At 56.2% G+C, this 19,622-nt stretch carries 20 protein-coding genes, 1 tRNA gene and 1 pseudogene; 8 read left to right on the top strand and 14 right to left on the bottom strand.

Annotation, left to right across the window (positions count from 1 at the left end; all coding sequences use genetic code 11):
• Positions 1-1,060: 1,060 nt before the first annotated feature.
• From D460_RS0125395 to D460_RS0125385, 3 genes are all read right to left on the bottom strand, one after another.
• Positions 1,061-1,624, bottom strand: a complete 564-nt coding sequence (locus D460_RS0125395; RefSeq protein WP_026283527.1) for an acyloxyacyl hydrolase — start codon at positions 1,622-1,624, stop codon at positions 1,061-1,063.
• An 833-nt stretch (positions 1,625-2,457) separates the two neighbouring features.
• The gene (locus D460_RS33805) at positions 2,458-3,339 is read right to left on the bottom strand and encodes a Crp/Fnr family transcriptional regulator (RefSeq protein WP_155947852.1); all 882 of its coding nucleotides are present in this window, start codon (positions 3,337-3,339) and stop codon (positions 2,458-2,460) included.
• A 74-nt stretch (positions 3,340-3,413) separates the two neighbouring features.
• Positions 3,414-3,659 carry a DUF982 domain-containing protein gene (locus D460_RS0125385; RefSeq protein WP_018901414.1) on the bottom strand — a complete coding sequence of 82 codons (246 nt, stop codon included), beginning with the start codon at positions 3,657-3,659 and terminating at the stop codon, positions 3,414-3,416.
• Between the two features lie 300 nt (positions 3,660-3,959).
• On the opposite strand from D460_RS0125385, the gene D460_RS0125380 reads away from it, so the two are divergent.
• Entirely contained in the window at positions 3,960-4,253 is a 294-nt protein-coding gene (locus tag D460_RS0125380; RefSeq protein WP_018901413.1) for a DUF982 domain-containing protein, read from the top strand.
• Between the two features lie 821 nt (positions 4,254-5,074).
• Here D460_RS0125380 and D460_RS0125375 read toward each other — a convergent pair.
• The gene (locus tag D460_RS0125375; RefSeq protein WP_018901411.1) at positions 5,075-5,326 is read right to left on the bottom strand and encodes a hypothetical protein; all 252 of its coding nucleotides are present in this window, start codon (positions 5,324-5,326) and stop codon (positions 5,075-5,077) included.
• A gap of 627 nt (positions 5,327-5,953) precedes the next feature.
• On the opposite strand from D460_RS0125375, the gene D460_RS0125370 reads away from it, so the two are divergent.
• A complete protein-coding gene (locus tag D460_RS0125370) occupies positions 5,954-6,205 on the top strand; it encodes a hypothetical protein (RefSeq protein ID WP_018901410.1) in 252 nt (83 codons plus the stop codon).
• A 600-nt stretch (positions 6,206-6,805) separates the two neighbouring features.
• Here the strand turns inward: D460_RS0125370 and D460_RS0125360 are convergent.
• Both D460_RS0125360 and D460_RS36150 read right to left on the bottom strand, forming a co-directional pair.
• Entirely contained in the window at positions 6,806-7,339 is a 534-nt protein-coding gene (locus D460_RS0125360) for an SDR family NAD(P)-dependent oxidoreductase (protein ID WP_348625659.1), read from the bottom strand.
• Positions 7,340-9,325: 1,986 nt separating this feature from the next.
• Positions 9,326-9,437, bottom strand: a tRNA-OTHER gene (locus D460_RS36150).
• 598 nt (positions 9,438-10,035) lie between these two features.
• On the opposite strand from D460_RS36150, the gene D460_RS36525 reads away from it, so the two are divergent.
• Positions 10,036-10,203: a hypothetical protein gene (locus D460_RS36525; RefSeq protein WP_196809371.1), complete on the top strand. Its 168-nt coding sequence runs from the start codon at positions 10,036-10,038 to the stop codon at positions 10,201-10,203.
• A 467-nt stretch (positions 10,204-10,670) separates the two neighbouring features.
• On the opposite strand, the pseudogene D460_RS33795 reads toward D460_RS36525, so the two are convergent.
• The 3 genes and pseudogenes from D460_RS33795 to D460_RS0125325 all read right to left on the bottom strand — a co-directional run bounded on the left by D460_RS33795 (position 10,671) and on the right by D460_RS0125325 (position 11,920).
• Positions 10,671-10,900 (bottom strand): annotated as a pseudogene (locus D460_RS33795) (hypothetical protein).
• 34 nt (positions 10,901-10,934) lie between these two features.
• Positions 10,935-11,171: a hypothetical protein gene (locus D460_RS35425; RefSeq protein WP_081619975.1), complete on the bottom strand. Its 237-nt coding sequence runs from the start codon at positions 11,169-11,171 to the stop codon at positions 10,935-10,937.
• 248 nt (positions 11,172-11,419) lie between these two features.
• Positions 11,420-11,920: a hypothetical protein gene (locus D460_RS0125325; protein WP_018901401.1), complete on the bottom strand. Its 501-nt coding sequence runs from the start codon at positions 11,918-11,920 to the stop codon at positions 11,420-11,422.
• A gap of 137 nt (positions 11,921-12,057) precedes the next feature.
• Here D460_RS0125325 and D460_RS0125320 point away from each other — a divergent pair, with 137 nt between their 5' ends.
• Together D460_RS0125320 and D460_RS0125315 are read left to right on the top strand one after the other, a co-directional pair.
• Positions 12,058-12,723: a response regulator transcription factor gene (locus D460_RS0125320; RefSeq protein ID WP_018901400.1), complete on the top strand. Its 666-nt coding sequence runs from the start codon at positions 12,058-12,060 to the stop codon at positions 12,721-12,723.
• On the top strand, positions 12,720-14,084 hold the full coding sequence (locus tag D460_RS0125315; RefSeq protein ID WP_018901399.1) for a HAMP domain-containing sensor histidine kinase: 1,365 nt from the start codon (positions 12,720-12,722) through the stop codon (positions 14,082-14,084). The genes D460_RS0125320 and D460_RS0125315 overlap by 4 nt, the downstream gene beginning before the upstream one ends.
• A gap of 12 nt (positions 14,085-14,096) precedes the next feature.
• Here the strand turns inward: D460_RS0125315 and D460_RS0125310 are convergent, their stop codons facing one another.
• On the bottom strand, positions 14,097-14,666 hold the full coding sequence (locus D460_RS0125310; RefSeq protein ID WP_018901398.1) for a pyridoxamine 5'-phosphate oxidase family protein: 570 nt from the start codon (positions 14,664-14,666) through the stop codon (positions 14,097-14,099).
• A 370-nt stretch (positions 14,667-15,036) separates the two neighbouring features.
• On the opposite strand from D460_RS0125310, the gene D460_RS0125305 reads away from it, so the two are divergent.
• Both D460_RS0125305 and D460_RS0125300 read left to right on the top strand, forming a co-directional pair.
• Complete coding sequence (locus D460_RS0125305; RefSeq protein WP_018901397.1) at positions 15,037-15,348, top strand: hypothetical protein; 312 nt, start codon at positions 15,037-15,039, stop codon at positions 15,346-15,348.
• Between the two features lie 42 nt (positions 15,349-15,390).
• Positions 15,391-15,603, top strand: coding sequence for a DUF2945 domain-containing protein (locus D460_RS0125300; protein ID WP_018901396.1), 213 nt, complete (start codon positions 15,391-15,393; stop codon positions 15,601-15,603).
• Between the two features lie 532 nt (positions 15,604-16,135).
• On the opposite strand, the gene D460_RS36890 is transcribed toward D460_RS0125300, so the two are convergent.
• The 3 genes from D460_RS36890 to ligD form a co-directional block, all read right to left on the bottom strand.
• Positions 16,136-16,459 carry a hypothetical protein gene (locus D460_RS36890; RefSeq protein ID WP_081619974.1) on the bottom strand — a complete coding sequence of 108 codons (324 nt, stop codon included), beginning with the start codon at positions 16,457-16,459 and terminating at the stop codon, positions 16,136-16,138.
• Between the two features lie 323 nt (positions 16,460-16,782).
• Positions 16,783-17,025 (bottom strand): hypothetical protein, encoded by a 243-nt coding sequence (locus tag D460_RS33790; protein ID WP_018901395.1) that lies wholly within the window; start codon positions 17,023-17,025, stop codon positions 16,783-16,785.
• A 224-nt stretch (positions 17,026-17,249) separates the two neighbouring features.
• Positions 17,250-18,290 (bottom strand): non-homologous end-joining DNA ligase, encoded by a 1,041-nt coding sequence (gene ligD, locus D460_RS0125290; protein WP_018901394.1) that lies wholly within the window; start codon positions 18,288-18,290, stop codon positions 17,250-17,252.
• 359 nt (positions 18,291-18,649) lie between these two features.
• On the opposite strand from ligD, the gene D460_RS33785 reads away from it, so the two are divergent.
• Complete coding sequence (locus D460_RS33785) at positions 18,650-18,952, top strand: hypothetical protein (RefSeq protein ID WP_018901393.1); 303 nt, start codon at positions 18,650-18,652, stop codon at positions 18,950-18,952.
• Here the strand turns inward: D460_RS33785 and D460_RS0125280 are convergent.
• On the bottom strand, positions 18,949-19,461 hold the full coding sequence (locus D460_RS0125280; protein WP_018901392.1) for a ferritin-like domain-containing protein: 513 nt from the start codon (positions 19,459-19,461) through the stop codon (positions 18,949-18,951). The genes D460_RS33785 and D460_RS0125280 overlap by 4 nt on opposite strands.
• Between the last annotated feature and the right edge of the window lie 161 nt (positions 19,462-19,622).

The raw sequence follows: 19,622 nt of genomic DNA, 5'->3' as shown, positions 1-19,622 counted from the left end.
GTTGTCACGTTTGCCGCTGAGGCCGCTCGGATCAATCAGCATGTTTTTTCGAAGCCGCAACTCTAAGTGTTCTGGTGGATCCGATCATTTCATGCGGCGCATGCCGCACCAGCCATTGCCTGACGGACCTTGTCCTACTTCGCGTCTTGGGTGAGAGCGATCGGCTCGAAGCCGTCGTGTTGCAACGGCCTTCAGGCTCTTCCGGAGTTTTTTTAACGCGGATATCGGGCTGAGAAGCTGTGGCCTCATCGCCTTTTCGTGATCGCTCACCTGTTGGATGGGCGCACATCTCCGCCCGCGTGACGACCCCGGCGACGCTCTTGCTAAGCATCGCGCGGCTGGCGCAGTGTTGAAGAGACGGTAAAAAAATCCCCCAGTCGAAACCAGGGGCTAATGGGGGAAGAGAGCCACGAAGGAAAGGCGTTCACGCGGCCCCACGCTACAACGATCGGTCGATGACAAAGTTCCCTCTCCAATAGGAAAATTGAGTGATGTCACGAAAGGGCCGGTTCCACTTGAAAAGGCAGGCCAGTTGCACTTGATCAATTGCTTCCCATGGTCCGTTCAGAGATAAGTTCAGGGGAGATTCCGATCGAGACGGTCCCAGCTATTGGCCCCGCTGTTGACATCTTGCAGTCTGGTTGGGCCGCTCACAAGATCTCACGTCGCAAGCGTTAAGGGTGGCAGCGCCAGGATCCTCGCCGATTGTAGTCGAGCACCGAGGTGCAACATAATAAAAGGGGCAGTTATCAATTACAGAAAAGCCCGCCGGGGGTGTCGGCGGGCATTTGGCATGACAGGGACCGTTTCAGTTTCTGTCAGGTAGATCACATCTGCCCGTAATGTGCATTTAGCGGAAAGGAGTAGGCCCCAGTCGTGATAGCATAGCGCCTCCCGCAATTCTTGATCACATAATCGCGCCGGCGGGTCCGGCGTGGCCAGTTCGTCGTCGGTTGCAAGCGACAATTATCGCGCTAGTTCCGCGAAACAACGTCAATCGAGAGCCCCTTAAAGGCGCTCGCCATTATCCGGGTGGTCTGGGCTGGCGTCACTTTGGACTTTAGAACTTATACCCGACCTGCACTCCAGCGCGTGTCATGCCGTTGTTGGGTCCGTCGCAGAGATTGGCGTGCGAGGAATGAGCAACTTGCGCCATGAGGTTCCAGTGGGCATCGAGGCGATAACCAACGCCGAGATATTCGTGGAAGAGGAACCGGCAGCCAAGGTTGGGACCGTCCACGCTGTTTTTGAGATCGCCATTGTGCCAGACCCCGCCAAATCCGGCCTCGGCAAACAACTTCTCGTTGAAGTTCACAGTCCAGGCCAGGCCGCCGAAGATCTGCGTCGCCTCACCGGAGGTGCCGATAGAGGTGCCGAGGTTCAACCGTGGGCGAGCCAGCGTCTGCTTCCAGTCTGTTGCCGTGTCCTGGCCGAACGGATCGAAGAAGACCGTGACTTCCGGAAAGACACCTTCTTCGTGGCTGTGACCGTCCTGGATCGACGCCGAGGCGCCAAATCGCAGTTCGTCGAAGATCTTCTCATCCGCGTGCGCGTATACGGGCAAAAGCGAGGTATTCACGACAATTGCCGCATACAGCAAGCCGTGACCGATAGATGCTTTCATATTTGTCCCCATGCGAAGCGCTCGATGTCGGCGAATCTCGCCTACCAACCCTTTGGTAGCACCGTTAAAGTTGCGGTAAACCAGCCTTTGTTCTCGACACGAGATTTCTCATCCCCTGCGGCTAATACGCAACATGTGAATAGCCGCCCTCAGGCGACCGAGACGTGCAATGTTGGTGAGAAATCCAGTTGACGCGTGCCTCGTAGTGGCCGTCGCATCAATGTATTGCGAAAATGCGCCGCACCTTAAAAGTGGTATTCCCGTGGTCTTGAATTTCGAACCGGTAGGAGTTGGCTATCTGTGCGCGAGCCCAGCTTTCGTGAGGCGCCACATGAGCGCCCGTGATCGATCGCCGACTTCAGCAGGTCCGGCTCCCTTCGCCAAGGTGACCGTCTTTCAATTAACGCCTGACCGCGGCGACTTGAACTCGTCGCTCGTCGGGCTGTGAAGCAATAGCGCAATGCTAAGACTTGGACCACGGACCATCATGCTTGGTCCTCTCAAGTCCTTAGCGGACGGGCGGTTCACCAATTGATCAGAGAAGATTGCTTTTCATCGCTGCCCAACGGGTATCGACGACGAGTTGTTGCGAAAGGGATGTGGAGAGCCGACAAGCGTTGAGGGACTTTTGGCCCTCCACACGCCGAGGAAGCATGGAAAACCTGCTCGGCGGGACAGTAACTCGCCATAGGGCGACATGTTCCGTCGCCAGCTAAAGAAGACGGCTTTAGCGGAAACAAAGCCCGTCGCCCTGTCTCGACTTTTGAGCGACACGGAGATTACGTCGACCACTCAATCCATTGGAAACTCAGACGAGGTTTCATAAGCGACTATCACTGTGCCGCCATGGCATCAGGTGGCAGTTTTGCCAGCATATCGAACCACGCGTTTTCGGCGGAGCCATAGAAATCTCCGGCAGCCGCTTCAAGGCCAGGGCGATCCACAATTTCGACATACCCACGCTTAGACCGGATCCAATGCTCACCTTCGAATACATGCAGCCATTCGGTCACGCTCGCGCGCCTGACGTTGATATAGCTACCAAGCTCGTCGTGTGTCGCCACGATCTTATCCCCATCGATCCGGTCATGCAGCATGAGCAGCTCGCGCGCGAGGTTCTGCTCGATGTTACCGGCGCGCCCGCTCGCGGCGATCATGGCGGACTGGACGTTGCGCCATGCGTCATACCGTGCAAGCCTAAACGCCAACTCTTCGTCTTGTCGCACCAGCGCCTTTAGCGCATCCGGCAGAATCTCGAGTGCCCAACCGTCGGTGCGCGCCTCAGCAACGAAACGCGCTGGCGAGGCGTCGGTGAGGAGACTGATGCCAGTCATTCCTTCTCGCCCTATCATACCGACCTCGACGTTGACGGCAGGCGACAAGGGGAAAATAACGGAAATCACGCCCTCTTCAACGAAAAGCGCGCTATGGATCATGTGAGGAGGTTGCTCGATCTTTTCTCCGCGATGAAATGATCGTCGCTTCAAAAAAGGCTGCAGCGACCGTCTCACATCCGACGACAGAACGCTCAGCAAGCGGTTGCGATATAACAGCATGATGAGTGGATATAGCGCGTTGCGCGAAAAGAAATTTTTCCGTACGCTAACGTACAAAATGCATCTTGTCTCTCTGTGTAGCGCTGAGGAGGAACGTGAGATGCCGTTTGCACTCGCATGCATATCTGAAAGCGCCCCCAGAAATACTGCTGCGTTCACCTTTCACGCCGCGATCTCTCATCGTCATACAGTCATTTTCGATCTACAAGTTCGGCCGAGCAGGTGTTAGGAAGTCAACCTCTCAAGATGCCCGCTTCCCTTGCCGCATGCACAAAAGCAAGTTTCGCCTTCGCGGTGGCCATCTTTCCGTCAAGCGCTTGTAGACAGGCTCGCCGGGCCACGGAAAACGATTTTCCACCTTTCGTCGGCCAGGACGTCATCAAAAACGCGACAGCTTCCCTGTTGCTCCCAACACAGCGGAAGTGATCGGCATTGTCCATCATGAGTTCAATAGGTTTGTCCCAGAGATCTACGCTCATCTTGGTTCCTTTTTGTTTACTCGAGAGGAAATGCATTCGGCGTGGGAGCGTTCCCCCTCTCGGACCGAAGTCCTACTCCCGGTTGCGACCAAGGACGGACGCTGCGGCGCGCTGAGGGCTTGATGACCACTGTCTTTGGCCACACCGCGCCTTGAAAGCGCATTCGACGAAATTGTTGTCGCGCGCCGGCGCCTTCTGCTTTTCCGGGCCTGCAGATTGCGCTAAAAAGGAGGGGGTTGAAATACTAATTTCACTTCCCAAATCGTGCGCCGTCAAACGCGTCTAAGAAAGGAGATGACGATGGCAAACACATTGTTTGACGCACCACTGTTTATGAAAAAACGCCACTACATTCAAGAACTGGCCAGTCTTGAGGACGTCTTCGATTTCTTGGAGGAACTCCCGGAAGAGGCGAGAGATACAAGATATAACCTGCTCGACAAGGCCTGTCGTATGGCCGCGCAAGGTATTGTCCCCCTGCCTGCGATCCGTGAAGGCGTCCGTCGGTTCTTGATTAGGCGTCATTTGCTGGCAAATATCGAGGAAGTTCCGTTGGTTGCGAAACGTCGCTCCGATCGTAACGTGGGTTCCTAAGGACCCATCACGAGCTCAATCGAATTCTTGCCCGTTCGGGGCTGACCGAGCGGGCTCGATCGTATCGACATTTGTTCTTAATCGGCGATCCATGAGCCCTTTGAGCCGGGTTCGTCAAGATAGGCTTGCTTGAACTTCTCCGCGCGGGACACTGAAACCCGCGGACTGGGGCCTATCCGTTCGGGCCCTGCGGTTCTTCCGCTATTGTCATCGTGCAAAAGGTTGCCTGCCGCTGCCCGATCGATGAAGCAATTCAAGCGACTATTCTATGCCGCCAGAACCTATCCGAAGCCAAGGTAGCAGATGAAAGATCCCTGGCGTCAGGGGAATGTAGCTTCTTGAACGAGCCACCAAACCGGCAGGAAAGCAACCGTTATCGCAATGGCCCATGCCGAAACGAATTTGATTATATACTGGCGACGAAACCGTAACTCGTTCCACTCGTAATACATTAGCATCTCCCCATTCAATCGCACACAACTGCGCTTTCGATGTAGAGTCGAGTGCTAGAATGCCACACTGCTTCACGAAGTGCGTTCGAGTGGAACGCGAGCCTTCGACCTGAAGGCTTTGGACACATTGAAAAAGAGCACCATTTCCCGGAGGAGAGACCGGAAATGATGCATGGGGGCGGCGGCTCTATTGCACACGGATCTTCGGCCGGCCACACACAAACGTCAGAACACGCGGTGGCATAAACCGACACTCTAGTTGGCCTGACACGCTAGTCGTGAGGGCGATTGAACGGCGTGGCACTCGGCACTGGTCTGAGACCAAACCAATACAGGACACCCACGCCCGCTGCTCGTTTACTCAGGCGTTTACTGTTGATTGAAACCAGGGGTTAAGATCGGGGACAAGTCACCCGCCATCTTATCGCCAGGAGCGTCGTTTCGATTCCTGATATACTCCGCTATATCGCCGCCACAGGCAGTGTTCAGTTCATCAAAAGAGTAGCCTGCGGCTTCCGCTTCCGCTCGCAGAAACTCGGCTTGTTGTTCAACGGCCGCGCTGTCGCTGGGATTCAGCTCGCGTCCCAGATTGTGGTCAAGCCATTCGTTGATAGTTTTCATCACATCCTCCTAGACAGATGGGCGAGCCCCGTGGCGCGCCTCTAGCTGTAACGTTGGACGAAGGAGGAGGTTGCGCATATTTCGCCTTTGTATTCAGCTTCGGAGGGCTTGTGGCTATTAGGACGTCTGGCTGCTTTCGCGGCTGAACACCGAATGTGGCCCCCGTGCTCGTTGCCCTTGGTCGCCCACGGCGGCCACGGTGCTTACTGTCTGAGCCTGAGCTTGCGTCTTACATGGCCCGCGGTTTGCCAGGAGCTGCGCGACTAATGCTGTGCTCAAGCATCGTAATTGTCGTCGATGCCTTCCAAAAGCTGCCGTGCAACGCACGCCGCATATGGTGCCCGCGCGAAATCGCCCAGGGACTTTGAGCTCCGCCCAACAGGTTTTGGAAAAGCGCAAAATCCAAGCAGCCGAGAAACTCACGACGCGGCCGCAGCTGAATATGAGCTCGCGTTCCTCGAACCAACGACGCTCTCAAGTTAGGCTTGCCTTCGCTCTGGTTGGCACTTTTGGAGCTGCCAGTAAACTTGCCGCCACAAACATTGAAATTGGCGTTCGCATTGCCATCACCGCGGATCCTTTGCTATACTATCGTTTTCGGGCATGAGTTTCTTCAAGGAGGCAGCTATGCAGAGCAGACTTGAAGATGACTATGTTGCCTTGACGACACGACTTCGGTCGGTCGAGGCCTTTTGTGAATTCCTCAGCCATGGCGGCATCGTTCGTGTCGCGGAAACCGAGGGCGCACCTTTCACAGAGGTGACGAAAATCATGCTCGCTCGGCACCGTCGGGAAGCCGACGCGATCCGCAAGATGAGACGGACCCTCTACCCCGATCGCGCGGATGAAGACTTTCCCCCTTTGTGCAGCCGTCACTAATGTGTGAAACCCGCGCCGGTGAGCTAGCTAGACCACCGATGGCGCTCAACTGCTCACAAGGCGATTGCGTGATGGGCGGGAGTGTTCATGGGTTTGGAGGCAAAGGTTAGTCTCGTTCTTAAACGACGCCGCCGCGTGAGGCTCCGAACCATATTCCAAGCTTCGACACCAAGCTCTTTTTAAGCAAAGGCTGCCGTCCGCCGCGCGATCGTCATCAATGGCGGCCTGGCAGCGGCAGAACCGCCTCGATTTGACTGTTGGCGCACATGGCGACCGTCGCTCCCATCACCGAGATGGAAACAAGCGTTGCGCCGGTTTTCTGCTTCTGGACTACCGATATTGTGGCAGTGCTGAACGCTTGTCCCCCGACGAGATATCTGTCGAGCAATCGTCGCTGCAACGCCAGATCCTGTGCGTCCTGGATCCTCGTCCACAACGACGCGGCCTTACCCGACCTGGGTCACATTCTAGAAAAAGCTCGATATGGCGGGCAGCCAGTGGCCAAGAGGTCCGAGGCTCCGATTATGTTTCAATCGCGTTAAGGCGGGCTCCACCGCTCTGAAGTGTCAGGTCGCTTGCTCTCGCTTGTGGCAACCGCACCTACCATTCAATCGGGCTGCCATCGTATGCGATGAACTTGCCCGTCTCAGTCTGTCTGTCCAGCGCGCGAAGGATTGAGGTGGCCGCTTCTTCGGGACTGACCGTCGGATGACCCTTTGAGTAGGGAGCAGAGAGGGGCGTTCGGACCGTTCCCGGATGCATAGCCGTGACGACGGCATTTGGATGCGTTCGCGCCAACTCGATGGAGGCGGTTCGAACAATCTGATTGAGCGCCGCCTTGGACGCGCGATACGAGATCCAGCCGCCCTTTTTGTTATCTGTAATGGAGCCAACGCGTGCGGACAGAAACACCGCCGCCGTCCGAGACCTGCGATCTAGCTGCGGCAGAAAATGCTTTGCCACCAACGCTGGGCCGATCGCATTGACGCGAAACTGCGAAAGCATGATCTCGGGATCGATTTGACGAAGAGATTTCTCCGGTGACTGACCGTGCGTCGTAAGCACGCCCGTCGCGCATATCAGCAAATGGATAGGGCCGTTCGAGATGCGACCCGCGCGATCGGCGATGTTCACCTCCAATAGCAGATCGAACCCGTCAGACCCGCGCGCAACCTCAGCCAGCTCGCCAAGCTGTTCATCGCTTCTTAAACGATCACGAAGCGCACGCCCGATCCCTCCGCTCGCACCTATGACAACGGCGCGGTAGCCTTGTGGCAGGGATCATAGATGTGAACCTGCTTCGCAACCAATGGGTCAAAATCCATTACTTGCCCTCCATTCGATTGCACCGCCGGAGTGAAGGTGTTTCGAACGCAAAGCGGCGTCACTTGAGCATTCCTACGATCCAGGCTTGGTATCAGATTACGGGAAAAGACGTTGGAATGGAATTTTGCGCCGCGGGCTCCCTCAGCGAAATCGCGAGAGGCACGATTGCTTCAGTCATCGGAAGGCCGGCCAACCAAAAGCGGAGAGGGTTGCGCCATCAAACTCGCTCTGCGAGGTTGGACGCCCGGAAAGGCTGAACCAATGGCGTTTGCATATCGATTTCGCTATCGCACGCAACCAACTCTCACAAGCTGAGCTTGAACGCACCAGTCGCAAGCCGGCTCGATTAGAATGGAACCATATGATCATCGAGAGCTTTCATATGCGCCAGCGAGATGTATGTCGCGTCGACAATATGAGGAACGTTTCAGATGCGCCTTTTGGGCCTGAATGTAGCGAGAACGACCGAGGGTACGATTACGGTAGAGTATCATGGGGAGGGCAACGAGCTCATTACCGTGCGCATGTCCGTGGATAGTGCCGTCAATGACGAACAAGCTGTCATTTTCGCTGAGAAAATGATGGACGACATGAGTGCAGCTCGGCGTGCATCAAGATCAACACAGGGCGGCCAAGACGTTATTCTCGACGGAACGCTAGCATCCGAGGCCCGTTAGCAACCCATCGCGTCAGCCTCGGTGGGTTCTCACCAGATCTATGCCAACAACTGTGTTTGCGACTGGCCCGGCAAAATCCGAAGAGCCGTAAAGGCGCTTATCCAAACGATCTGACAGTGGTTACGACAGAGAGGGTCTGCCGAAGGCGTTCCGCGATCGCGCACTCACCGGCAAACTCGCTGATCCCGGAAGGTTCATCGAGATGGCCGGCCGACTTATCGCCGTCGCGACCAATCGTGATATGGGCGCCCACTATGGTCCTCTGGGCACCGGCGTTGAACAGGCTCGCGGGGCCAAGAAAAGGCCTCGAGCCACGGACAACAATCGGTGAGCTAATCGACGGTTGGTCGCCTATCCGCCCTCTTGCGTTAGGGAAATCTTAAGGCGGTGATCACATCATCGCGGGATCGAAGGTGACTGCCTTGGCTCCTTTTAATAGAACATGGCTGCCAGGCTTGTGCGTTGTGAGGCCTAACGAGCCAATTCTCTTCCCGTCCGCAATATGCTCAGGTTTGCATGATGGCCCACTCCCTCGACGATCTGGCGAAGCTATCTCAAAGAGAGCGGCGACGCCTGATATTTCGAAAGACGGCATCGAAGTACCGAGATCTTGGGGTGCCTATCGACGGAAATTCGCGTTTCAGGGAGCTGATTGAACGATGGATCGACGGCGGAATCGAAATGAAGGACGTAGCAGCCGGCGCTAGAGAGCCGGTTTCGAACGCACCGCCTCCCTCACTTCCAGGCGTAAACCCTACATCGAACGTTGTCCAAACTTGGGACCATGGCGACGTCGAGCTTGCAAACGACGCTACCAAGGGCCAGATCTCCAAACAAGAACCGCGAGCTGTACAGGATGACCTTCCCAGGAAAATCGACGAGCTAGCACAACGCGGCTTCACTGATCACAAATAACTGCGTCAGCGTCGCTCTCTGCGGCGCGTTGCTGGATGCCCCTCGCCAAACCATTCAGCATTTTGAACGGGTAAACTCGCAAACAGCTGTTTCATGTCTGACTTCTCGAAAGTCGCCAGCCAAGCGTGGCTCCTGGGCTCAAACGCAACGAAAGGCCAAAGGTTATTACACCCTAAGCCGTACTCGTCCCGCGGCCGAAATTTGGTAGTCGGGGCAGGGATTCGAACCCCGCGTCACAGCGCGAAGGCTGGAAGCGACCTCGGTTTTCCGAGGGTAGGGAGAGCACCGCGCTCCAATTACGCTTACGCCCGACTACACCACTAACACCCGTCATGGCAAGGAGTTCCGCCACCCCAGCATATCGAACGTCTGGCATGGGCATTTTGTGTGAAGTTACAGCACAGGAGCAGCGGGAGTCAGCGATGACAATAGTTACCGCGGCTTGATAAGTTGCAAGCGCGCCAAGAGAGATCGATCTCACTCCATTCAGTATCCAGGGGTCGCGTTCGCAAATTATTCCGACAAGCGTCTTGCCGTCAGGGTGATGCAATCGACACTTTCGAAATTATGTTCGGAAACGCTGCTCAAGCGCAACCAGATTGTCTGATACCGTACGGTCATGTCGACATATTGCCCTGTTCATATGCGTGCGTGATAGTGCAGGGGCTGACTGGGTGATACGTTTCGGCCCTAAAACCAGGCATGCACATCACATCATTCAGTCAGCACCACGGGGGACCATTGTCAATTTTCAACTCAAAGCACTTTTGTGCCATACCGTACAAAGGTTGTTAAAAGTTTCAATCTCTCGAAATGAGAGTACACTACCTTTCGTCGGCGTCGAGTTGAAATGGTGGACGTCGCTTGGGAGTTGCTACTTGCTCTTGCCGAACTATCGGAGGAGTCCCGCCCATGTTGATATCCCTCATATCACTAACCGACGACCAGATCGAAACCGTTACTGCCGCCGTTCGCGAATGGTGCGCTTTGAACCACTGTGCGATCGATTCCGAGAAAGGCCAGCGAGCGATCACCGCCAGCGTCGACCTCGTTCAAATCAACTCAAGCGGCGCTTCTTGACCAACTGGTCCGGGCGCTGGGACCGTTTGAAAGCCGACCGGAGAAATTCAATGGGATTAGTCAGGCAATCGATAACGCAAGAAGGCCGACGCAAACTTGCCGCTGATACCGACAGTATCGCTCGTTCAATCGTCGAGCGAGAACGCGTAGTGCGTCATGCCAAGACCGCTCGTCTCCGTGATGCGCGTTTGAAAATGGAAGCCGAGGGTACCGAGCCTTCTATAACCGAGAGACATTGAACTTCGCAAAGGTCGTAAAAAGAGGCGTGGGCAGGCCCCTCAATCTGCATTCCCACGCTCAGGCTCATTTGGTCGAATTCCCCGGCTGTTAAGCCCCGAGGTAACCAGGTAAGTCAGACGGGTACTGCTTGCGAGAAGGCGCTCTTCTCGCCGCTTACAATCTGGCAAAGTCACGGGAAATGATCAGCACGGCCGAACCCAATTCGGACCCTTGCTGCTGGCCGAGCATCAGTTAGGAAACTTAACCGTCACCCCACGCTGGCGGAAATATGCCTTCATTCGCTTTCTGCCTCGCGATTTCCCTGCACAAGCTTGACGGGGTCGAATACGGCCTCCTTCAAACCCTCAAGCGCCAGAGCCGCCTTGAGATCTGCAATGCGCTTATCGATATCGACATTGTCCGCCTGAAGGTATTCGTAGATCCGCTTCGTCGCATCGTCGACTGTGAATTCACCCATTGTCATGCTCCTGCTTTTTGCACTGTCCTTGGCGTCAACGCGCTATTTTCAGTTCAAGCTTCCAACTATCCTCAGGATTATGGCTAGACTCGTGGATCGAAAGACCGCTGCCTTCCATGTCGATTTGCATCGTCGCCAGGAGCCAATCGGCGGGCATCACAGATGGCAGAGCTTCCCCATTGAGTATATCTAGAAGCTCATTTTCAGTCGCGAGGCCGTTACGGGACTGCTGACCAAAACGGTCTAGCGTCCATAGGTAGCGCGTGGTCAAAGTCTGTCAGTCCATATGTTTATCTAGGGCCTCTCTAAAGCCAGAGGCCGCCAAGATCAAGTTTGGCGCGTTATGAGCAATGGTAAGCTCAGATGAAGACAGAAGCGATAGAGCGCCTTCGTATGACCCGAGAACCACCGCTCGACCATCCCGAAATCGAAATGGCGTTGGAGAAGACGTCGAAAGAGACGTCCTCTCCAAGTCGCCCATTTCATGCGGTAGGCCTGTGGCGTTGGCAAACGAGATGACTAGGGTTTCAGGTGCCGCATGGCCTCCTCCAATGGGCCACCATGTGGGCGGGGGCCGGGCGGTGGGCGAAGCGCATCCGTTTTTCCGTCGCCATGCACAATATAGCTTGCGCGAAGGAACCCATCGTCAAACCTTCCCTGAACGGTGACAGGCTCGTCTAGCGCGACAAGCTTTCCATCATCTCCAGCAGGGCCGGTCTCGATCAGCGCTCGGCCGCTAGCATCCTGCACGATGAACTTGTTTCCATAGATCTCTGCAACGTTGCCCTTGATCGTCACGATGGCGTTGCTGTCTTTCAGGCTCGTGATCACGACAGGGGTCAACGGCGCCATTTCCACGTTAGGCCTGGTGAGCTTCATTGCCGTTGCGCCGCCTGCTGCACCGACTGCTAGGACAACGAACGCCGAGATGGCGAACGCCGCAAAGTGCTTGGTGGGGCGCCCGGGGGACGTGTTCTTCTCGTTCTCGCGGGGATTTGGCGAGCTATCTTCGATGGACATCACAGTGTCTCCTGTTGGTTTTGACAGGGTGACGATACGATTTTCGGTCCCCACGCAGACTGAATGACACGGTTCAGTTTCAGTTAAGCGAATTCGCCCTAGTTCATAGTGAGACTATAAACAGCTTCCGGGTATTCATGCGAATTCTCCTTGTAGAGGACGATGCCGACCTCTCCCACCAAATTGCAGCCGCCCTACGGTCGCAGAACTTCGTCGTTGATCTCGCTCGAAACGGCGAAGACGGCGAGCACGCCGGGCTCACAGAGATATTCGACGCAGCCGTCCTGGATCTTGGCCTTCCGAAGATCGATGGTGTCGCGGTTTTAAAATCATGGCGGGACGCGGGGCGTACGCTTCCTGTTGTAGTGCTGACGGCCCGTGACGGCTGGCCGGACAAAGTCGCTGCATTCAAGGCTGGAGCGGACGATTTCCTGACAAAGCCTTTTCGGGTCGAGGAGCTCGTCCTTCGGCTGCGCGCCCTCGTTCGGCGCTCGGCGGGCCACGCTGCGTCCGTCATCACCTGTGGCGACCTGTCGTTCGATGCCCAGCTCGGCACATTTGAGCTCGCAGGACTACCGTTGAAGCTAACGGCCTTCGAGTGGCGTGTACTCTCATGCCTGATGTTGCGAAAGGAGGTCATCGTGGATCGGAGAGAACTCATCGAGCGGGTCTATGAAGGCGACGCGGATGTTGATTCCAACTCAATCGAAGTCATCGTCGCGCGGGTTCGACGAAAGATTGGTACCGACAGGATCGAGACAGAACGCGGACGCGGCTACATGCTGACGGCAAACAGCAAATGATCGCGTCGCGTTTGCGAAATCCGCAAACAATTGCGGGACGCCTCATCGTTTTTTCGATATTCTATGCCCTTGCAGCACTGGTAGTTGCTTGCGTCGTCCTCGCCCTTATCGTTGCCAATGTGGTCAGGGATCAGGTCGACCAGCGGCTGAGCGTGCAGATCGAAGCTGTCAGGGGCAGTATAAAGATTGGCCTCGATGGTTCGCTTGCGGTTGACGGTAACCTTGACGGCCCGCCGTTCGATCGGCCCGGGTCTGGATGGTATTGGCAGGTGAGCACTGCTGGAAAGCGTTTGACCTCCAGTTCTCTTTCTGGAGCGAACTTGTCGAACCCTCCGCAGCCCGTTGATTGGCGCAACCTGCTGACTGGAACCCCACGAGCGGGCGCCGGACGGGACAACCGCGGGCAAAACCTGCATTTCCTGACCTCGCAGTCGTTCACGGCAGGAGGCGGGGTCGAGATCATCGCCACCGCACCGCGCTCGGCTCTTGTCATGCCCGTACTACGGGCACTGTTATTTCTCGTCCCGGCAATGCTCGTGTTGGGTGGGCTGCTCGTTGTCGGCATCCTGCTTCAGGTCCGTTACGGTCTTTCGCCTCTTCGAACGCTGGCTGAGAAGGTTGCCGACGTTTCGTCCGGTCAATCAAGGGGACTTGATGAGCCTCAGGCGGAGGAGTTGCGCCCGCTCGTTGGGGAGATCAATCGCTTGGTAGAGCGGAACCAGCTGCGGATTGCCGAAACACGGCTCCAATTTGCAAACATGGCGCATGGTCTCAAAACCCCCGTGGCGAGTCTCTATCTCGCTTTGAACGATGACGCTGATCCGACCGGAGAGGCGCGTCTGCAAGTCGAAAGGATCGACCGTCAGATCAAACATCACCTGGCAAGGGCCAGGGCAGGGGTGTCAGCGGCAGGTTTCGCTCCCACTACCCAGCTTCGCTCGCATGTCGATGATATCGTGGCGATGATGCAGAAACTGTATGTAGACAGGCAGCTGACTATCTCAAACCAGCTGGATGAGACCCTAAGTGTCGCGTGCGCCCCCGAAGACGTCGACGAGATACTGGGGGCAATAATCGATAACGCGTGCAAGTGGGCGAACTCGTCCGTTCGAATAGCCGGCGCGCAAGATCGCGGCGAAATCGCAATTGTCGTCGCCGACGACGGTCCCGGCATTAACAGCGACGACTTGACTGACGTTTTGAGCCCAGGTGTTCGCTTAGACGAGACCGTGCCGGGGGACGGCTTCGGTCTATCGATAGCCAAGGAAGTTTCGGGTCTTTACGGCGGCCGTCTCGTGCTGCAGGACATGCCCGAGGGAGGTCTGTCGGCTACGGTCGTGCTGCCGAAACCGACAAGCTGAGTCCTAGCAAGATCAGGGGTTGATCTCTCGCGCATCCACCAATTCGCTACCGGATCCATATAAAAACATCGCCCGCCGATTGCCACCGCGCTTCAATTGAAACCAATCAAGTTGAAAAGCCTGAAATACGATCACTCCAAAGACAAACTTTCCTTCTTTGCCACCAGCACTGGCCGTCTCAAGCTCAACGTCGGCCGATGACTCTCCCGGAGGGCCACCAGTGTAGGTCGATCGCGTCCATGGCGACAGCCTATCCCACGCGTCTGCCGCTTTGGGGCTCCCTCGCCCATGGCGTTCCGCCTTGCCGCGCAATCGAAGTTGCTGACCACGCGCCGCGTCAAACGCCAACACCGTCACTGCTGGATTGGCGCTCACTTCGCGCCATTTCGCGGAGCGAATATCCGTGTGGATCTCGATCGTGCGGTCTTCACGGTTCGCGGCCCGAAGGACCACCAGGCGAGCCTGCGGATGTCCGTCGCGATCGACCGTACAAAAGTTCAGGTAGCGCAAGGCTGAGCCGGAGTCCGTACCTGCTCGTTCGAGATTGATCCAAGCGGCTTTATCAAGTTCAATCAGGGTCAACTTCAACCTCCAATGAAATGGCGCGATAGTAGAACCTACGCACGACCAGCGAGCGTGAACATCGCGATCATCAGCTCGAAAAATGCTAGGTATCGATACGGTCCTCCAAGTCAATCTCGTAAGTTTCAGCCTTGTCGACGCAGTTGGTCCCGTAAGAAACTGCCACATTCGCGGCAGCCAATTTGATCGGAGCGCAGGCGCATAGTGGCTCACCCGACGGTCCAGGCTATAGGGCCCCATGCTCCAGCAAGATGGAGGGGACGGCCAGGCGAGTGATTGGCGAAGGCCAGCACGTTGTCGTCTCAGAAAGAAGGCCGGCCGGGAACTTACTTGTTTGCTGACAATTCTATTCCTGTCAAAGGAGTGGAAAATGTCAGACAGCAAGACCAAGACCGTTACAGCAACTTTCGAAACGCGGGAAGCTGCGGACCTCGCGATCGAGCACCTGGTGCAAAAAATCGGTATTGAAAGGACAGATGTGTTCGTTCGTGCCGCTGGTCGTCATAATTCCTCGGGTGTTGACGTCAGCGGTGGCGACGCTCCCTCAGCCACTGAACATGGACGAGACGATGCCAAGCTCAGCGGCGAGATCGAAGTATCAGCAGACATAACTGCGGACAATATCACCGCACTCCACCGAACATTCGGCGATCTAGGAGCGCTGCGCGTCACCGCAAAGTGACGGGTAAGCCCGAATATTTTTCAGTGTTGCACGGAGGAAATTGTGAGCAAAGACCTGAAAAAGGGTGACCATGTCACCTGGAAAACCAGCCAGGGCGAAACGACGGGCACCGTCGTCAAGAAACAAACCAGCCCAACGAAGATCAAGGGTCACGACGTCAAAGCGTCCCAAGCAGATCCGCAGATCATCGTTGAGAGTTCGAAGACCGGCGCCAAGGCAGCTCATAAGCCCAGCGCACTCAAGAAGAAGCCATAGGCCAGCCGGCCCAAATGACTAACTCTCAGGCATCTGGTGAATGAGGCGTCTTTAGTTCCACGTGGCGACTGACGACACCGCGTACAATTAGGTGAGAGGCTCTGGATAGGGAGCGCCCATTTCTTGGTCTTGGACGTCGGCCGAGGAACGCTGCTGTGCGTCGGTGTCGTGGCCGGCTGATACCGCCTCAGGGTATTCAGGCGCTGAGGGAGTGCTGGCAGGCCTATAGGTGCCTTTTTGCAAGCACTGGAGGTCCTAAATGGGCGTCAGCGCGCACGAGTAACGGATAAGCGTTCCATTTACGCGTCCATATGGCTTCCGTCTTCCTCTCCTCGGGGGCGGTTCTCGGGCAGGGGCAGCAGCTGCCTAATTGGCAGGCTCGCTAGATTCTGGTCGCCTCTGGTGAAAAAGCACATTGAGTTCGCCTGAATAAGCCAGCTGCTAGGCCAGCACTCGGATCCATCACCAAGGCAAAGCACTGAAACCATGTTTCTCAGGCGCGACATGGCTCATTTGTCGCGCGTGCATCTCATCAGAGCGAATTATCAGGGATGATGAAGTTTCCGTCCAGCCGGTCGACGTTCTCACAAAAGAGGACCGGGCATGACCGGTCTCGCGTAGGGATCCGCTTCCATTCGGCATATTCGTTTGCGTCGCAATATCGGCTATTACGCACGAACCGATCATAGAGTGGTAGGCCACGCGGCGAGGTCCAGCGAAATATTACCGCACCCTGGTCATGGACCGCGGCACGCGCCTGATCACATGTTATCTTCAGCGGGCTCAGGCGATAGATCGCTGCTGCAGGTGAGGCTGCCAACAAGATGGCAATAACGATGACTGACTTCTTGTGCATGATTGGACCTCGATTGTTTTATCTGAAACGACACCGAGGCTCAACGGTTCCAGAGACAAGATGTTTCGCCTATTCCCTCTACCTGGAGGGTAGAAATCCCCGAGCCGCTCTTGTCCCCAAGAGACCGTAGGTCGTCCGGGGCGTGGTTTGCCCCCGTCATCCCGGAGGGGTAAACGTGGTTGGCCTCTGCTTGGCTCATCGTTCCTGAAGAGTTCAACACTCCCGCCACCACAATGCCACACATTAAGAGGCGAAAAGCGTATCAAAGGGCGCGGCGGGACGACCTCCTGTTCGTGATCATCAAGTTCGAACGACTGGGCCGCCTATCGACTTTGTGACGGGCGGGTGTGATCAACAACTGCGCTTTCGCTGCCACCTTCTTCGGTGTTGGGACGCGCCGCCAAGCTATGCTTGAGGGCCGCGGTGGTCATCTTGCCTTGCTTGTAAACTTCAATCATTTCCGCGTGTCGTTCGGTGGCAGCAGCGATTGAAACTGGATCGACAATACCCAGCTCCGCCATGACTGCATGTATCAAATCTGACGTTGTTTTCGTAGGCTCTGCCATTGAGGCCTCCTTGTTGCTGAACGGTCGCAAACGACGATGTCACTTCATCCACAACGACCAGTCGGCTCCATCGTTCCGATACTTGCTCCGTCCGCGGTCGCGGTGTTCGGTCCGAGAAACCGATGAAGGTCAGGAGGCCGCGCGGCGGATGCAGTTGGGCCACCCGAAGTGGCCGTGCGATGGATCCGCGTTGCTGGGATACATGCTGCACTCCGTCGCTTCCATCATGCTTTCTGGCTGTCGATCTGGAAGATCGCTGCGTTATCCTGGACCTCACGCAAGCCCTTGTACGACGCGTGACGAAGATTGCCATCGTCCGTCCATCCACGAAAATTGATCTCGGCAATGAGCGTCGGCTGTGCGAAGACCAAATTCTTCCCCCTGATCGGAACCGCCGGCCTTTTGGTCTTCAACCTGTCGAGGGTCTGCTTGAGATAGAAGGCTTCAGCTTCCTTGAAACCAGTCCCAACCGAACCGACGGACTTCCATCCTTCTCCATCACGAGCCGCGAGGAGCAAGCTGCCGATACCACCTCGCGCGGCGCTGCTCTGCTCATACCCGATTACAACGAAACTTTCACTTTGAACGCATTTGATTTTAAGCCAGTCGCCGGTACGCCCAGAACGATACTTGCTCTCTCGATGTTTGGCGATAAGGCCTTCGAGCCCGTGTGCGCAGGCGGCTTGACGCAGCGTCTCACCGTCGCCCTCGAGTTCTTCCGAGAGCTGTACCGCGCCGTTACTTCTGGCAAGCAGGTCGGCCAGTAAGTGACGCCGGACGGACAGCTCAGTGTTTGTCAGGATATGTCCATCAAAATACAACAGATCGAAGGCAAAAAACACGGCTTCCTCCGACGCTCGCTTGCCTCCCCGGCCGCCCAGTGAACGCTGGAGGGCTCCGAAATCCGATCGACCTCTGTTGTCCAGAACAACCGCCTCGCCGTCAAGTATCGCCGTGCCGACCCCGAGTTTTCTGGCTGAGGCAGCGATGGCCGGGAACCGATGCGTCCAGTCATGGCCTCCGCGCGTCAAAATGCGGACACCACTGGGCTCGATGTGCACCGACACCCGATAGCCATCAAATTTCACCTCGAAAGCCCAGTCGGGGCCGACGGGCGCTTTCGATTTGAGAAGTGCTAGAGCCGGTTCAATCCGGGAGGGCATTTCATCAAACGGAAGGTTTGGTTGCGCAGGGTCGCGCGGCCGCTTGGGCCTGGATTTCGCGACCTGATCATCGCGAAGGAGCGGCTTCGATCGACTACGCATAAGAATGATCCCTGTCGAAGACTTACCCTACTGCGACTCAATCATTTCGGAGGTGATTCGTTCCGCAGCGCGAAGTCTGCTGGGAGGCGTCGTTTCCAGTCCATCCCTTTCGATCTGCAAGCATTCTTACGCTGGCTTGCTCGGGCGACCCAATGTTGCCCAGAGCTCGGTGCATGCAAATCCGCCAACACAGAGCTCGAACCGGCTTGACCGATGCTGGCTTCCGCCTCCTTTTATGACGACCATTGCTGTCACGAATTTGTCACGCAGCATGAAAGTTGCCGCCGCCCAAAGTCGAACGTCTTGCCAGGAATCGCAGTTTTCTCTGAGATAGGCGGACAAAAATCAGGGCACTTGGAATGTTGAAGTTGATCGAAGGTGGATTAAGCCAATCCAAAACTCAGGCTGCAGGTGAGAAGGAGCAAATCCAGGCCGAAGGTCAAAGGCGCATGCGGCAGGCGGGCGTGGACCGTTTTTTGGCACGCGAGAAACTGACGGGCATCGCTATGCCCAGCACAATCCGGGTGTTCATGCTGCAAGTGGAGTTTGCGGTCGAAGCTTTATCCAGACTATCTCCCATCCCGAGCAACATAATGGACGATGGGTACTGGCCTACATGCAATAGGGCTGCCCCGTTCGAGGCAGCCCTGATCAGGCGTTAGGCTGCTTTGGCGCCCTTCGCGTTCGCTGCCGTCTCGGCAAGCTGCGTCAATTTCTGATCCGTCGCTTCCTCTTCTTCGAGGTTTGCCTGGAGGAGCGGGACTGCGTCCTTCAAGCCAAGCTGGGTGGCCCAGGCGATCAGAGTGCCGTAACGCGCGATCTCGTAGTGCTCTACCGCCTGAGCCGAGGAAATCAAACCAGCGTCCAGGGCAGGGGAGCCCTTGAACTCTTCCATGATTTCCTCGCCCTCGGAGATGATCCCCTGGATCGCTTCGCAAGTCTTGCCACGGGCAGGCTTGCCAAGAAGTTCGAAAACCTGTTCCAGGCGTTCGATCTGACCCTGGGTCTCATCGCGATGCTGAAGGAAACCCGCCTTGCCTTCTTCGGACTGCGCAGCGCGGGCCATCTTTGGCAATGCCTTCAAAATCTGCTTCTCGGCGAAGTAGATGTCCTTGAGCGTATCAAGAAACAGATCATCAAGCGTTTTCGTGTTGGTCTTGGTGGTAGCCATCATGTCCTCCTTTGAAATGACGTTGGAAAACACGTTTGGCGAGAAGCGGTTCCAATGCTACCGCCAAATCCAGCGCGTATTCTCGCCTCTGTACCTTAGCGTACATAAGGTTACAGCTCGCAGATGACCGTCCCTGATGCTCGAATTGCGCCTTCGATCGC

This window comes from Rhizobium sp. 2MFCol3.1 (assembly GCF_000377565.1).
Taxonomy (GTDB): domain Bacteria; phylum Pseudomonadota; class Alphaproteobacteria; order Rhizobiales; family Rhizobiaceae; genus Rhizobium.
Note: the sequence above shows the minus strand (reverse complement) of the source record. Positions and strands in the feature narration are given on the sequence as shown.

What these genes read in the sequence shown, in the direction of transcription:
- D460_RS0125320 (WP_018901400.1), top strand. Translation starts at nt 12,058, where the DNA reads ATGCGAATTCTCCTTGTAGAGGACGATGCCGACCTCTCCCACCAAATT.
- D460_RS0125370 (WP_018901410.1), top strand. Translation starts at nt 5,954, where the DNA reads ATGCAGAGCAGACTTGAAGATGACTATGTTGCCTTGACGACACGACTT.
- D460_RS0125395 (WP_026283527.1), bottom strand. Translation starts at nt 1,624, where the DNA reads ATGAAAGCATCTATCGGTCACGGCTTGCTGTATGCGGCAATTGTCGTG.
- D460_RS36525 (WP_196809371.1), top strand. Translation starts at nt 10,036, where the DNA reads ATGTTGATATCCCTCATATCACTAACCGACGACCAGATCGAAACCGTT.
- D460_RS0125305 (WP_018901397.1), top strand. Translation starts at nt 15,037, where the DNA reads ATGTCAGACAGCAAGACCAAGACCGTTACAGCAACTTTCGAAACGCGG.
- D460_RS0125375 (WP_018901411.1), bottom strand. Translation starts at nt 5,326, where the DNA reads ATGAAAACTATCAACGAATGGCTTGACCACAATCTGGGACGCGAGCTG.
- D460_RS33785 (WP_018901393.1), top strand. Translation starts at nt 18,650, where the DNA reads ATGTTGAAGTTGATCGAAGGTGGATTAAGCCAATCCAAAACTCAGGCT.
- D460_RS0125380 (WP_018901413.1), top strand. Translation starts at nt 3,960, where the DNA reads ATGGCAAACACATTGTTTGACGCACCACTGTTTATGAAAAAACGCCAC.
- D460_RS0125385 (WP_018901414.1), bottom strand. Translation starts at nt 3,659, where the DNA reads ATGAGCGTAGATCTCTGGGACAAACCTATTGAACTCATGATGGACAAT.
- D460_RS33790 (WP_018901395.1), bottom strand. Translation starts at nt 17,025, where the DNA reads ATGGCAGAGCCTACGAAAACAACGTCAGATTTGATACATGCAGTCATG.
- D460_RS36890 (WP_081619974.1), bottom strand. Translation starts at nt 16,459, where the DNA reads ATGCACAAGAAGTCAGTCATCGTTATTGCCATCTTGTTGGCAGCCTCA.
- D460_RS0125315 (WP_018901399.1), top strand. Translation starts at nt 12,720, where the DNA reads ATGATCGCGTCGCGTTTGCGAAATCCGCAAACAATTGCGGGACGCCTC.
- D460_RS0125280 (WP_018901392.1), bottom strand. Translation starts at nt 19,461, where the DNA reads ATGGCTACCACCAAGACCAACACGAAAACGCTTGATGATCTGTTTCTT.
- D460_RS0125325 (WP_018901401.1), bottom strand. Translation starts at nt 11,920, where the DNA reads ATGTCCATCGAAGATAGCTCGCCAAATCCCCGCGAGAACGAGAAGAAC.
- ligD (WP_018901394.1), bottom strand. Translation starts at nt 18,290, where the DNA reads ATGCGTAGTCGATCGAAGCCGCTCCTTCGCGATGATCAGGTCGCGAAA.